Here is a 12,456-nt window from a genome sequence, read left to right as displayed (position 1 = left end):
GCCGGACTGGTCCCGTTCCTGCAGGTGTTCTTCGCGATCTGGTGGGCGTGGATGAACTTCACCTGGTTCGCCTCGTCCTACGACACCGACGATGTCGCCTACCGGCTGCTGACCATGGTGCAGATGGCCGGTGTGCTGGTCCTTGCCGCCGGTGTGCCGGCCGCGGCCGGTCACGGCGATTACGGTGTCGTCACGCTGGGCTACCTCATCATGAGGATCGGCCTCGTCGCCCAATGGCTACGGGCCGGTCTCGAGGATCCGGTGGGCCTCGGTCAGCGAGCCGAGCATGCGGTAGGCGACCGCCCTCAGACGGGGGCGGTGCCCCTCGAACTGGACGGCCAGGAAGTCATGGGGTGTCACGGTCGCAATCCTCTCCATCGGCAAACGTCATACCGGTGACGCGTCAAACCGGTGAAAGGTGACCGCTATACGCACCGGTCATCTTTCCCCGCACCATCCGACATGCCGGCGACCGACACTCACGGAAGGTTGCTGACGATGAGCAGGACGGATGTTCACGGGACGGTGGCGGACGGCTTCGAGCGGGTGCGCGAGGCGTTCGCCGTGGTGGTGGCCGAGCAGGACGGCCAGGTGGGCTCGCAGCTGGCCGGAGTTCGCCGCCGGTGGCAAGGACGCGATCACGCTGCGGGGACGTGCTCACCCATCGCTCCGGCGTCATCGGCGGCGCCCTCGGCCTGGCCGTCCTGGCCGGCATCGCCGCCGCCACCACCGACCGACCGCAGGGCACACCCGTGCACAACACGCTCACCAGTGGCTACACCGCCGGCATGCTCGGCGCGGGCGCGTTCTGCCTGGCCGCCATCCTCACCGCCGTCCTCCTCCTGCGGCCGCGCCCCGTGAGCCGGAGCGCGGAGTCCCTCGACAGCATCCCGAGGTGAGAATCCGTCGCCTCACCGGTCACCTTCGCCCCGTGCGAGCCGTCATAGCGGCGGAACACCGTTCAGAAAGGAACACCACCACCATGACCACCGCCCAGCAGCACAACCACCGGTCGCGCCTGCCCAACCCCGCCGTGCTCGTCCCCGAGCTCAAGGACATCGGCAGCGCCCTGTACAAGGCGACCGGAAACGGCATGATCCCGCAGACCACCATCAGCCTGGTCCAGCTGCGCGCCGGACAGATCGTCGGCAGCACGTACCTGACCGTCCTGCACACCGGCAACCTCCGCAAGGCCGGCGCAAGTGAGGAGAGCATCACCGCCGTGGCCTCCTGGCGGGACGCGCCCTACTTCACCGGAGCCGAACGGATCGCGCTGGAACTGGTCGAATCCGTCCTCACTCCGAGCGCGTCCGGCGAGCGCGTCCCCGACGAGCTGTACGCCCGGGCATCCGAGCAGTACGACGACAAGGCGCTCGCCACGCTCATCATGGCGATCGGCCAGGTCTGCTTCTTCCTCCCGCTGGCCCTCATCGGCAAGCCGCTGCCCGGTGTGTCACCGGCGGAGCAGTGGAGGAGGTAACACCCACCACGGGACCTCGCTCAGGGTGACGATACGCACCCTGAGCACCCCCCGATCAAAGGCCCCACAAGGAGAGGGGCTCGGTAGGCCGGGGAGCCGGTCCATGGTGTCCTCACGTGAAGGTCGCAGGGTCCAGCACGGTCCTGGCTCCGCCCACATTGCCCAAGGTCAGATCGTGACCTTCTGGTGCGTCACGATCCTCTGTCCCGTCGCACCAGGCTGGTCAACGGCCGAAGCGACGAGCCGTGGGGACCAGCGCGGCCAGCGCGGGAGCCAGGAAGCAGACCGCCGCGCACACGGCCAGTACCGGCGTCACCCCGAAGGCTTCGATGCCCGGAGCGATGAGTGCCAGGCCGGCCGGCGCCAGGCCGTACGAAAGCAGGAAGTCCAGCGAAGAGACGCGGGCCAGCTTGTCCGGTGCCACCTCACGCTGGATGGCGGTGAACCACGGCACGTTGAACAGCTCGATCCCGATGCCGATCAGGGCATAGGCGGCGATCACCAGCACCGGGGGCACGGGCAGCATCAGGCTCAGCGGCGCGAGGCCGTACACAGCCAGCCCGGCCAAGGCGGCCCAGCCCTGGGCGCGGGGCCGCCACCGGGCGGTGATCAGCGCGCCGCCGAGCGCCCCCACGGTGTAGGCGGTCATGGCCGCGGCAAGCACCCATTCGCTGCCGTAGCGGTCCCGGCTGATCAGAGGCAGGGCGACGCTGGTGGCCGAGTAGCCCAGTGCGATCACGGAGGTCAGGGCGGCGAGCCCGGCCAGGAACCAGGGATGACGGCAAGCCTCGCGGATGCCGTCCAGGAAGTCGGCGCGGAAGGAAGAGCCCGGCGCGGGCACGGCGGACAGGGTGGGCGAGGCGGCCCCGCGTCCGGGGAGCAGGGCGGCGACGAGCCAGAGCAGGCCGATACCCAGCAGCAGCGTGCCGACCTCGAGGTAGGCCGCGAGGAGCGCGGTGAGCATGGGGCCGGCCAGCGTGGAGACGCGCACCGCGAAGGTCATGGCGGCGTTGGCCTGCTGCCTGCGGCCGGGATCGACGACCTCAGCGGTGAGCGCCTGGAAGGCGGGACGGCATGCCCCCTGCCCGGCACCGGCCACGGCGGCGGCCGCGGCCATCAGTACCAGGGATCGGCCGAGTCCGAGAGCGAGGAGCGGCGCCGCGAGCGCGGCCGCGAGGGCGGACCAGAGCACGACCGCTCGGCGGGAGTGGCGGTCGGCCAGCACGCCGCCGACGGCGACGGCGGCCAGGAAGCCGGCGGTCCGGGCTGCGAGGACCAGGCCCAGGCCCACCGCGTCGAGTTCGCGGTGCAGCACCGCGAGGCCGAGCACGAAGGGCAGCGCCCAGGTCGCGAGGCCGGAGGCGGTGGTCCCGACCCACAGCCGCAGGAAGGCGGGGTCACGCAGGACGGGGGGATCGGTCTTGGTTGCCACGGTGTGGTGCTCCTGATTTTAAAATGAAAATGGTTACCGTTTGCGCTATCTTGGCACACACCACGCCGACTCCCGGAGCATCCATGCGTCATCTCGGCCGTCACCTCGGCCTCGTCCTTCTCCTGACCACCACGGGTTGTTCGGCGGTTCAGGCCGACCAGCCCACCGCCCAGGCCGCCGTCACCAGCTGCGGCCGGCCGCTCGCGTTCGCCCAGCCCCCCAAGCGCGCCGTCGCGCTGGACCAGACCTCGACCGAGATCCTCCTGGAGCTAGGACTTCAGGAGCGCATGGCCGGGACGGCCAACGTGAAGACGGAGATCCCCGCGACCTACCAGGACGCGTACGCCAGGATCCCGGTCATCGCCCCCAAGATCGCCACCAGTGAGCAGGTGCGCGCCGCCACCCCGGACTTCGTCATGGCCGCCTCCGCTGACCTCTACACCCAGGACCGGGCGGGCACCCGCGAGGAACTCGGCACGCTCAAGGTCCCCACCTTCGTCAGCGCCGTGGACTGCCCCCAGCAGAACAAGCCCGGCATGACCTCCTTCGAGCTGCTCTTCTCCGACTACGAGCAGCTCGGCAAGGTCTTCGGCGCCGAGGCTCGGGCGGCCGGACTGATCCGTGAGCAACGGGCCGCCGTCGCCCGGGCCGGCGAGAGCGGCGCCAAGGTCACCGACCCGCCCACCGTCGTCTTCCTCTACTCGATCTTCAACGGCATGCCCTATGTCGCGGGCAAGACCGGTCTGCCCAGCGAGATGAGCCGGATCGTCGGCGCGAAGAACGCCTTCGACGACGTGAACGAGGACTGGCCGGAGGTCTCCTGGGAGGAGGTCGCCAAGCGCGACCCGGACCTCATCGTGATCGGCGACCTGTCCGAGCGGGGCCGGCCCGGTGACTCGGCCGCGGAGAAGCGCGCCACGATGGCCGAAGAACCGGTGATCTCCCAGCTGGCGGCGGTCCGCAACAACAGGATCATCGAGGTGCCGGGCATCGAGCTGGACCCCTCCGTGCGATCGGTGCACGCGCTGGGACTGCTGGCAGCCGGCATGAAGGACCTCGGTCATGCCCGCTGACCTGCTGCATCCGGCGGCCAGAGAGCACAGCGTGCAGCCGCTGGACGGCAGGCCCGAGGCACCCCGGACAGGCCGGTCCACGCTGCTGGTGATCGCCTCGATGCTCACGCTGGCCGCCTCGGTGGCGGCCGGCGTGCGCCTGGGCACCGCCGACATCGGGTGGGCCGACCTGACGCGGACAGTCGGCGCCCGGCTCGGCCTGGGCGTCGATCCGCTCCCGCCGCTGGTGGACTCGCTCATCTGGGACCTGCGCCTGCCTCGGGTCCTGATGGCGGCCCTGGTCGGCGCCTCACTCGCGGTGTGTGGCACGGTGCTGCAGGCCGTCACCCGCAACGCGCTCGCCGACCCCTACCTGCTCGGCGTCTCCTCGGGCGCCTCCACCGGAGCCGTCGTCGTGGTCGTCCTCGGCGTCGGCACCCATGCCCTCGGCGTCACCGGGGGCGCTCTCGTCGGCGCGCTGCTGTCCTTCGGGCTGCTGCTGGCCCTGCTCCGCCGTACCGGTCTGGACTCGGTCCGCATCGTGCTCACCGGGGTGGTCGTCGGCCAGCTGTTCACCGCGCTGACCTCGCTCGTCCTGATGGCCTCGGCCGACGCCGACACCACCCGCGCGATCACCCACTGGCTGCTCGGCTCGATGGCCCCGGCCCGCTGGGAGGCCGTCGTGGTCTGCGCGATCGTCACGCCGCTCGGCCTGGTGGCCGCGTGGTTGTGCGCCGGCTCCCTGGACGCGCTGGCGTTCGGCGCGGACACCGCCGCGTCGCTGGGGGTGGCGGTACGGCGGAGCCGCATGCTGCTGCTTGTCGTGACGGCCGTGCTGACCTCGGTCGCCGTGGCCACGGTCGGCGCCATCGGCTTCGTCGGGCTGATCGTCCCCCACGGCATGCGCTTCCTGGTCGGACCGCTGCACCGCGGGCTGCTGCCCGCCGCGGCGCTCGCCGGCGCGGTGTTCCTGGTGTGGACCGACACTCTGGCCCGGGTCGCCTTCGCACCACGGGAACTGCCGGTCGGTGTGATCACCGCGCTGCTCGGTGTCCCCCTGTTCCTGCTGGTGCTGCGCCGGCGGGGTGAACTGTGAGGATCACCGCGGAGAGGCTCAACTGGTCGGTCGCGGGCACCCCGGTGCTCCGTGACATCAGCGTGGACATCGAACCGGGCCAGACCGTCGGCCTGCTGGGTCCCAACGGATCGGGTAAGTCCTCGCTGCTGCGCTGCCTCGCCGGGCTGCGCCTCCCGGAGGCGGGTGCAGTCCGCTACGACGGCCGGCCCATCGCGGGCTGGAGTGCGCGGCGGATCGCCCGTCAGATCGCCTTCATGGAGCAGGACTCCGGGCCCGGGACGGCTCTGCGGGTCGCCGACGTCGTGGGGCTGGGGCGCGTCCCGTTCCACAAACGCTGGCACGGAGCCGACGCCACCGACCGCGCCATCGTCGCCGCCGCGCTGGAGCGCGTCGGGCTCACCGCACTCGCCGGACGTTCCTGGGCCGGTCTGTCCGGTGGCGAGCGCCAGCGTGCGCACCTCGCCCGAGCGCTCGCCCAGCAGCCGTACGGCCTGCTCCTGGACGAGCCCACCAACCACCTCGACATCAAGCATCAGCTGGAGCTGATGGAGCTGCTCGCCGGCACCGACCAGACGGTGCTGGTCGTGCTGCACGACCTGTCGCTCGCCGCCCGCTACTGCGACCGCCTGGTGCTCCTGCACCACGGGCGCCTCGTCACCGCCGGCTCTCCCACCGCCGTCCTGACCGCCGACCGCCTCGCCGAGATCTTCGAGGTGGACGCGGAACTCGCCACCGACTCCCTGGGCCATCCCGTGATCGCCTACCGCGCTCCCCTCACCGACAAGGAATCTCATGACCGTGAACGCCCTCACCGCGTCCGTCCTGGCCGGTGACCGCGGCCGCCCGCCCGCCGAAACCGTGGCGGCCAGCGTCTTCTGGATCCACCACGGCACCCGGCTGGCCGGCAGCACCACTACCTACCTCAACCAGTACGTCCTGGTCCGCCTCGGCGGATCCTTCGGCGGCTGCGCCTTCGAAGCCGGGGAGATCGACCCTGCGATCTGCCGTGACTTCTCCGGTCTCCCGCTCGACACCCTGCTGCGCGAAGGACCGCTGCCACTCCGGATCGCCGCCCTCGACGCCTACCTCGCCGAACAGCGCCCCCACCGCTCAGCCGCGGAGGCCGAGCCCGTTACGCTGCCGGCCGGACCGCCCGAGGTCCGGGCCAAGGCCCGCGACGCCGCCATCGCCGGGCTGCTGGAGATCGGCCAGGGCACCCGAGTCGGCCTCATCGGCGTGGTCAACCCGTTGGTCGCGGCCATCAGGGAACGCGGCGGCGAGCCCCTGCCGTGCGACTTCAACCTCAGGGCGACCCAGTGGGGCGATCCCGTCACCGACGACATGCACGAGGTGCTGGAGCGCGCTGAGGCGGTGGTGGCCACCGGTATGACGCTGAGCAACGGCTCCTTCGACACCATCCTCGAGCGCTGCCGCGACCGGGACGTCCCCCTGGTCGTCTACGCGCAGACCGGCAGCGCGATAGCCCGGGCCTTCCTCGGCTCGGGGGTGAGCGCCCTGTCCGCGGAGCCGTTCCCGTTCTCGCAGTTCAGCGCCGAACCCACGGTGCTGTACCGCTACCGAGCGGGAGACCGTGGTTGATCCGGGACTTGCTCGGCACCGGACACGCCTCCTGTCACCACGGTGAGATCCTGCAGGGCGTCTTCCGCGACAGCACCGGCCGTTGGTGCCACGGCCTGGTAACGCTGCCGATGACCGGGCCGGGCAGCCAGGCCGAGTTCCTCCGCCGCCCCGGCAGCCCGCCGGACCTGATCACCGTTGAGCCCGGCGATCGGAGCAAGGCCGCTCGAGCGGCGGCCTTGGCCGTCCTGGAATGCGCGCGCCGGAGCGGACAGCCACCCTGCGGCGGGCACCTGCTGATCACCGGAGACATCCCGGTAGGCCTGGGCATGGGCAGCTCCACCAGCGACGTCCTCGCCGTGCTGCGGGCGGTGGCCGACGCCTACCGGCTGCGCCTGCCGCCCGGCACCCTCGCCGCGCTCGCCGTACGGGCCGAACTGGCCTGCGATCCGCTGATGCTCGACGCCCGGCCCACCCTGTTCGCCCAGCGTGAGGGCCGCGTCCTGGAAGTCCTCGGGCCGCGTCTGCCACCTCTCGTCGTCGTGGGCTGCGTCCTGGGAGGCGGCGCGCCCGTGGACACCCTCTCCCTGCCGGCCCGCGCGCACGACGACAACGACATGCGCGCCTACGAACAGCTGCGCACCTGGCTTCGGCAGGCCGTGGCCACCGGTGATGCCGCCCTGCTCGGCCAGGTCGCCACCGCCAGCGCCCGGCGCGGGCAACAGCTTCTGCGCCATCCGGAGTTCGACACCCTCATCGACATCGCCCGGAGCCTCGGAGCGCTGGGGGTGCAGATCGCGCACAGCGGTGCGGTGGCCGGGCTGCTCCTTGACCCCGCCGCCCCGGACCTGCAGCGCCGGGTACGGCGCTGCCTGCAGGCGCTGGAGAGCAACGGTCTGCCTGCCACCCGCACCTTCTCGACGATCAAGGAGTTTCCGAATGGATCAGCACATTGCGGAGGCGATCGGCCGTCCGGACCTGATACGCCTCGACGAGCGGCTCATCTGCCTGCGGTTTGAGAGCATGAAAGTGATCTCCGCGCTCGCCGCGGTCCGCCACCTGCTCGACACCGGGAAGGTCCGGCCGGGTGACACCCTGCTGGACAGTTCCAGCGGCATCTACGCCTACGCCCTGGCCCTGGCCTGTCATCGGTACGGCATGCGCTGTCACATCGTCGGATCCTCGACGGTCGACCACACCCTGCGCATCCAGCTCACCGTCCTGGGAGCGACGCTGGAGCAGATGCCCTCCGGCGACGATCTGAAGCTGGACCAGAAACGGCGCGTCGAGCGCATCGGCGAGATCCTCGCCGACCACCCCGACTACCACTGGATGCGGCAGTATCACGATGACATCCACTATGACGGCTATGCCGCCGTGGCCGACCTGATCCGGCAGTCCACGGGGGCCGAGAACCTGACCGTCGTCGGCGCCGTCGGCTCGGGCGCCTCCACCGGCGCCCTGGCTCGCTGTCTCCGGCCCGACTCCCCCGGCCTCGAACTCGTCGGCGTCCAGCCCTTCGGCAGCGTCACCTTCGGCGCGGAGCACGTCACCGACCCGGAGATCATCATTGCCGGCATCGGCAGCTCCATCCCCTTCGCCAACGTCAGCCATGCCTCCTACGACACGATCCACTGGATCTCCTTCGACGCGGCCCTGGCCGGCAGCGTCGATCTGCTGCGCCGGCACGCGGTGTTCGCCGGCCTGTCGACCGGAGCGGCCTACCTGGCCGCCCGCTGGGAACGCGAACAGTCCCCGGAGCGGACGGTGCTCTTCATCGCCCCCGACACCGGCCATCGCTACGTGGACACCGTATACGCGCGCCACCGCGAGGCCGCCGCCATCGCCTCCCTGGCTCCCCGCACCATCGCCACCCAGGTCGACCTGGCGCTCCCGTGGTGCCGGATGCGCTGGAACCGGGCGTCACCGCGGGTGTCCTGAATTCGAGGCATCGTGATCGGCCGGCGAGCATGGCCGACTCCGCTCCCGGGAATGGGGTGCCACCGGAATACGGCGGAGTGGTGGCTGGCGCGGTCACTCCGTGGCCCCTGCGACAAGAACTCGCTTGACCGCTCCTTGGCCCCGGCGGTCGGTTCCCGCCGGGGACTGCCTCACGTACAGCAAGCAGCTGCTCGGCCGGTTCAGAGGTTCGCGGCCGACGCGGTCTCCTTCAACTGCTCCGCGTTCATGTCGGCGACCCGGCTGGTGAAGAACCAGGAGTGACCGAAGGGGTCCTCCAGTTCGACCTGCAGATCGCCGTGGAACTGCATCTCCACCGGCCGGATGACGCGCGCTCCCGCAGCTGTGGCCCGCTCGGCGAACGTCTCGACGTCCGGCACGAAGACCAGCAGGTTGACCGGTGTACCGCCGATCGTCTTCGGGCTGCGGAAGTGGTATTCGGGGTATTCGTCGCGCAGCATGAAGACCGCGCCACCGATCCGGAACTCGGCGTGTGCGATCTTGTCTCCCTGGCGTGGGATCTCGATGCTCACCTCCGCGCCGAAGGCCTTCTTGTAGAAGTCGATGGCCGCCTTGGCGTCGTGCACGTTGAGGTAGGGAACGCCGCCCTTGTACTCCTCGGGGATGGGGTTCGTCATGATGTCTTCCTTCGTCGTTGCCATGTCTCCATCCTCAGCGCCTCACCTACCTGCAACAACGACGAGATCCGAAACGATCGATAACTCCTGGGTTAGCGATCGAGCTCCGCGCGGAGGAGCGTGGTGAACGAACGCACCCTGCTGGTCCGGCCGCCGACCGGCCAGACCGGTCCGTACTCGATCGGCGGCAGGTCGGCGATGGGCACGTAGACGATGTCCGGCCGGGCGTGATACCGCGTGGCCTGGCTGCCCACCACGGCCATCCCCGCGCCGCCGCTGACCAGCGTCAGCAATTCCTGCCGCGAGGTCAGTATTTGCTCGCGCTGGATGGGACGCCCGCTGGGCGCCTGCGCCGGGATGAGCGCGTCCAGCAGATATTCGGGCGCGTCGGCGGGCACGAGCACGGTGTCCCTGGCGAGATCCTCCACCGTGACGCTGTCGCGGCGGGCGAAAGGGTGCCCGGAGGAGACGGCCAGCACGCGGGGATCACACAGCAGGGCGGGCCCGCTCGACAGGTCGGTCTCCTGCACGGGCAGCTCGGTGATCTGCAGGTCGAGTTCATCGGTGCGCAACGCGCCGAACGCATCCGACAGGTGCACCTCGCGGATGCGCACCTCGCAGTCCGGATGGCGAGTGCGGAACGCCTCAGCGGCTGCCATGATGGCCTCCCCCACCAGCGGGCTGGAGAAGCCCACCCGCAAGATCCCGGAAAAGCCACGCCCGGCGGCGATGGCCTTGGCGATGCCCTCCTGAATGCGTTGATATCCGGCCTGCACATCCTCACGCAGCGCGCTGCCGACCGGGGTGAGCGTCACCTGCCGACTGGTCCGCTGGAACAGCGCGACGCCGAACCGGCGCTCCAACTGCTTGATCGTCTGACTCACCCGGGCACCGCTGACGCCCAGCCGCTCGGCCGTACGGGCGAAATGCAGCTCCTCGGCCAGGGTCAGAAAGATCTCAATGTCACGCCGTTCCATAGCCCGCAGGTTAGCGATCGTTGCGGAATCCGTCTCGCACCAGATCACCACCGGGGCCGGGAAGTTCCGCGCCGATGAGATGGCCGAGAAGATCGGCGAAACCGGCCGGCAGCGCCTGTCCTGCGGAAACGACGCCAAGGGCGAGGTGTCGTCAACCGGTCGCGGCTGTTCCCGCTGCCGCCGGAGCCGGAGGGTGGTCGTCTGACGGGAAGTGCGCGCCCCCGGTGTCACCCGCCTGCGCACTTCCCGTCAAACGGTCTCTGGCGAGACATCGCCTGCCGTCTCGAATCCCTTACTTGATCGTGGCCAGGTCCAGGACGTACATCTCGTTGCCGATCTGGTAGGTCATCAGCCGGTCGAGGCCGCCGTCGGGGATCGCCATGACTCTTGCGCCGTCCGGCCGTATGCCGAGATCGGCGGACCTGCCGGTGTCGACGTCGTAGAGCGTCAGGACGCCCCGGTCTTCCGGACTCATCCCACTGACCTTGAAGAAGCGCTCAAGGCCGGCGTCGTCGCCGATCTGGAAGCCGGGCGGCAGTTCGCGCTCCCGGGAGCCGTCGCGGTCGCGGACGAACCTGCGCAGGACGGTCTGGGTCCGCGCCGTGTCCGGGCACCGGCGGGTGCCGCATTTGATCTCTTTCCCGGAGCGGTCGCGGGGACGTTCGACCTTGACGGTCTTGTATCGCACCGCTATGCCCGCGCACCGCTCGACGCCGCACCTGACCTCCTCATCGGCCCTGACCACGGCGTCGCGCCGCTCACCGGTCTCGGCGTTGAGCAGCTCGCGGAAGATCGCCTTTCCGTGGTGGGCGCCCACCCACGGCCATTGCAGGATGTGATGCCGTTCGGCGCCCTTCACCGGCTGCGGACGGCCCCCGCTCAGCGGCACCCGGTAGACCCCGCCCTTCTCGTAGGCGAAGACCACGTCGGAGCCCACCACCGTCAGCCCGTTGATGTGCCCCTGCTTCATGACGTTCCCGAGGGGGACGTCGGTCACCGGCCGAGGCCGGCCGCCGGTGACCGGCACCGTCCAGATGCGGGCGACCCGCGGGCCGCCCGCCTCCTTGTAGGACGCCCACCAGACGATGCTGCCGCCACCGGCGGCGACGTCGTCGGCGACGATCGCTGACCCCTTCGTCGGGGGGATCTCGGCGATCTGCCTGGGCACGCCGGTGTCCAGGTCGTAGCCCCACAGGAACTGACGGTTCCCGCCGAGGACGCCCGTCATGACCAGCAGCGTGCGATCGTCGAGAAGGAGCTGCGGATAGTAGTCGCGGCCGTCGGGCAACGTGGCCGGGATCTTGTGTACGGCCTGCGGCCACACCTTCTCGATGGGCGGCGGGAGCTGACCCGCCGACGGCTTGGCCTCGCCGGTCGCGTTGACCGCGGGGTGCGGCGCGGCCGTCGCGCGCAGGGCGCTCACCGCCGCGCCCGCCCCGCCTGCCACCACGATCACGGCCGCGGCCGCGAGCACGGCGGCGGCCCGCGCCCGCCGCCGGTGATGGCGCGCCTTGACCGCCGCGCTCAGCCCGGCCGGCGCCTGCGGCGCGCGGTGCGCCGCCCCGGAGAGGACGCGGCTCAACTTGTCTTCCAGATCGGTCATCGCATGCTCCCGTGGGTCACCGGTGAGGGGGAGAGGGAGGAACGCAGCTTGTCCAAGCCCCGGGAGGCATAGCCGCGCACGGTACCGGGAGAGATGCCGAGCACTTCGGCGATCTCGGCGTCGGTGAGCTGCTCGTAATAGCGCAGCACCAGCACGGCACGCTGTCTGCGGGGCAGCACGGCCAGCTCTTCCCAGAGCCCCTGATCCTCATCGGGAGGGAAGGCATCGTGGTGAACCCGCTCCGGCGGCTCTCCGGTGAGGTGTTCACGCCTGTGCCGCCGCCAGATGCTGATGTGCAGCCGCGCCATCGTGGTCCGGACATAGCTGTGCGGACTGTCTTTGCGTCGCACTTTCGGCCAGGCGCCGCGCAGCCGTACCAGAGCCTCCTGGACCAGGTCGGCGGCGTCATGCGGGTTTCCGGTCAGGACGTATCCGTAGCGGAGCAGCGCATCTGCCTGCTCGGCCACGAAGCCGTCGAAGCCCGGTTCGTCATCCACTTGTCGTCCCTTCGGTCGTCATGTCCCAGACGGCCGAAGGGGTGAAGGTGTTGTGCCGCGCGGCAAAATATTTTCTCGCGATCTCGGATTCCCGCTCGCGGCCGTTCATCGGAGGTGGACGCGACCCCGGCCAAGACCAAGCTATGACGCAGATCACTTTCG

At 70.4% G+C, this 12,456-nt stretch carries 14 protein-coding genes; 9 read left to right on the top strand and 5 right to left on the bottom strand.

Translation table 11 applies throughout. The features are described 5' to 3' along the window. The 3 genes from ACWDS7_RS10340 to ACWDS7_RS10330 form a co-directional block, all read left to right on the top strand. Positions 1 to 399 (top strand): low temperature requirement protein A (locus tag ACWDS7_RS10340; RefSeq protein WP_451929004.1); only part of this gene is annotated, 399 nt, incomplete at its 5' end. Positions 400 to 653: 254 nt separating this feature from the next. Further along, positions 654 to 899, top strand: coding sequence for a hypothetical protein (locus tag ACWDS7_RS10335; RefSeq protein ID WP_451929003.1), 246 nt, complete (start codon positions 654 to 656; stop codon positions 897 to 899). Positions 900 to 982: 83 nt separating this feature from the next. Further along, the gene (locus ACWDS7_RS10330) at positions 983 to 1,480 is read left to right on the top strand and encodes a carboxymuconolactone decarboxylase family protein (RefSeq protein WP_451929002.1); all 498 of its coding nucleotides are present in this window, start codon (positions 983 to 985) and stop codon (positions 1,478 to 1,480) included. 223 nt (positions 1,481 to 1,703) lie between these two features. On the opposite strand, the gene ACWDS7_RS10325 is transcribed toward ACWDS7_RS10330, so the two are convergent. Next, a complete protein-coding gene (locus ACWDS7_RS10325) occupies positions 1,704 to 2,912 on the bottom strand; it encodes an MFS transporter (protein ID WP_451929001.1) in 1,209 nt (402 codons plus the stop codon). 83 nt (positions 2,913 to 2,995) lie between these two features. On the opposite strand from ACWDS7_RS10325, the gene ACWDS7_RS10320 reads away from it, so the two are divergent. From ACWDS7_RS10320 to ACWDS7_RS10295, 6 genes are read left to right on the top strand one after another with little or no spacing between them, the layout of a single operon-like run. Next, positions 2,996 to 3,985: an ABC transporter substrate-binding protein gene (locus tag ACWDS7_RS10320; RefSeq protein ID WP_451929000.1), complete on the top strand. Its 990-nt coding sequence runs from the start codon at positions 2,996 to 2,998 to the stop codon at positions 3,983 to 3,985. Further along, the gene (locus ACWDS7_RS10315; protein ID WP_451928999.1) at positions 3,975 to 5,060 is read left to right on the top strand and encodes a FecCD family ABC transporter permease; all 1,086 of its coding nucleotides are present in this window, start codon (positions 3,975 to 3,977) and stop codon (positions 5,058 to 5,060) included. Before ACWDS7_RS10320 ends, ACWDS7_RS10315 begins: the two co-directional genes overlap by 11 nt. Then, entirely contained in the window at positions 5,057 to 5,875 is an 819-nt protein-coding gene (locus ACWDS7_RS10310; RefSeq protein WP_306873403.1) for an ABC transporter ATP-binding protein, read from the top strand. Before ACWDS7_RS10315 ends, ACWDS7_RS10310 begins: the two co-directional genes overlap by 4 nt. Next, positions 5,835 to 6,641, top strand: a complete 807-nt coding sequence (locus ACWDS7_RS10305) for a Rossmann-like domain-containing protein (protein WP_451928998.1) — start codon at positions 5,835 to 5,837, stop codon at positions 6,639 to 6,641. Before ACWDS7_RS10310 ends, ACWDS7_RS10305 begins: the two co-directional genes overlap by 41 nt. Positions 6,642 to 6,649: 8 nt before the next feature. Further along, complete coding sequence (locus tag ACWDS7_RS10300; protein ID WP_451928997.1) at positions 6,650 to 7,639, top strand: GHMP family kinase ATP-binding protein; 990 nt, start codon at positions 6,650 to 6,652, stop codon at positions 7,637 to 7,639. Then, positions 7,560 to 8,561: a pyridoxal-phosphate dependent enzyme gene (locus ACWDS7_RS10295; RefSeq protein WP_451928996.1), complete on the top strand. Its 1,002-nt coding sequence runs from the start codon at positions 7,560 to 7,562 to the stop codon at positions 8,559 to 8,561. Before ACWDS7_RS10300 ends, ACWDS7_RS10295 begins: the two co-directional genes overlap by 80 nt. A 200-nt stretch (positions 8,562 to 8,761) precedes the next feature. Here ACWDS7_RS10295 and ACWDS7_RS10290 read toward each other — a convergent pair whose 3' ends face one another. The 4 genes from ACWDS7_RS10290 to ACWDS7_RS10275 form a co-directional block, all read right to left on the bottom strand. Beyond that, positions 8,762 to 9,217 carry a VOC family protein gene (locus ACWDS7_RS10290; RefSeq protein ID WP_451928995.1) on the bottom strand — a complete coding sequence of 152 codons (456 nt, stop codon included), beginning with the start codon at positions 9,215 to 9,217 and terminating at the stop codon, positions 8,762 to 8,764. 92 nt (positions 9,218 to 9,309) lie between these two features. After that, positions 9,310 to 10,332: a LysR family transcriptional regulator gene (locus ACWDS7_RS10285; protein WP_451928994.1), complete on the bottom strand. Its 1,023-nt coding sequence runs from the start codon at positions 10,330 to 10,332 to the stop codon at positions 9,310 to 9,312. A gap of 154 nt (positions 10,333 to 10,486) precedes the next feature. Continuing rightward, the gene (locus ACWDS7_RS10280) at positions 10,487 to 11,797 is read right to left on the bottom strand and encodes a TolB family protein (protein WP_451928993.1); all 1,311 of its coding nucleotides are present in this window, start codon (positions 11,795 to 11,797) and stop codon (positions 10,487 to 10,489) included. Further along, positions 11,794 to 12,294: a SigE family RNA polymerase sigma factor gene (locus tag ACWDS7_RS10275; RefSeq protein ID WP_451928992.1), complete on the bottom strand. Its 501-nt coding sequence runs from the start codon at positions 12,292 to 12,294 to the stop codon at positions 11,794 to 11,796. The genes ACWDS7_RS10280 and ACWDS7_RS10275 overlap by 4 nt, the downstream gene beginning before the upstream one ends. Positions 12,295 to 12,456 lie beyond the last annotated feature (162 nt).

Source organism: Streptosporangium sp. NPDC003464, assembly GCF_053588315.1.
The sequence above is the reverse complement of the archived record's forward strand: the minus strand, read 5'-3'. Positions and strand labels throughout refer to the sequence as shown.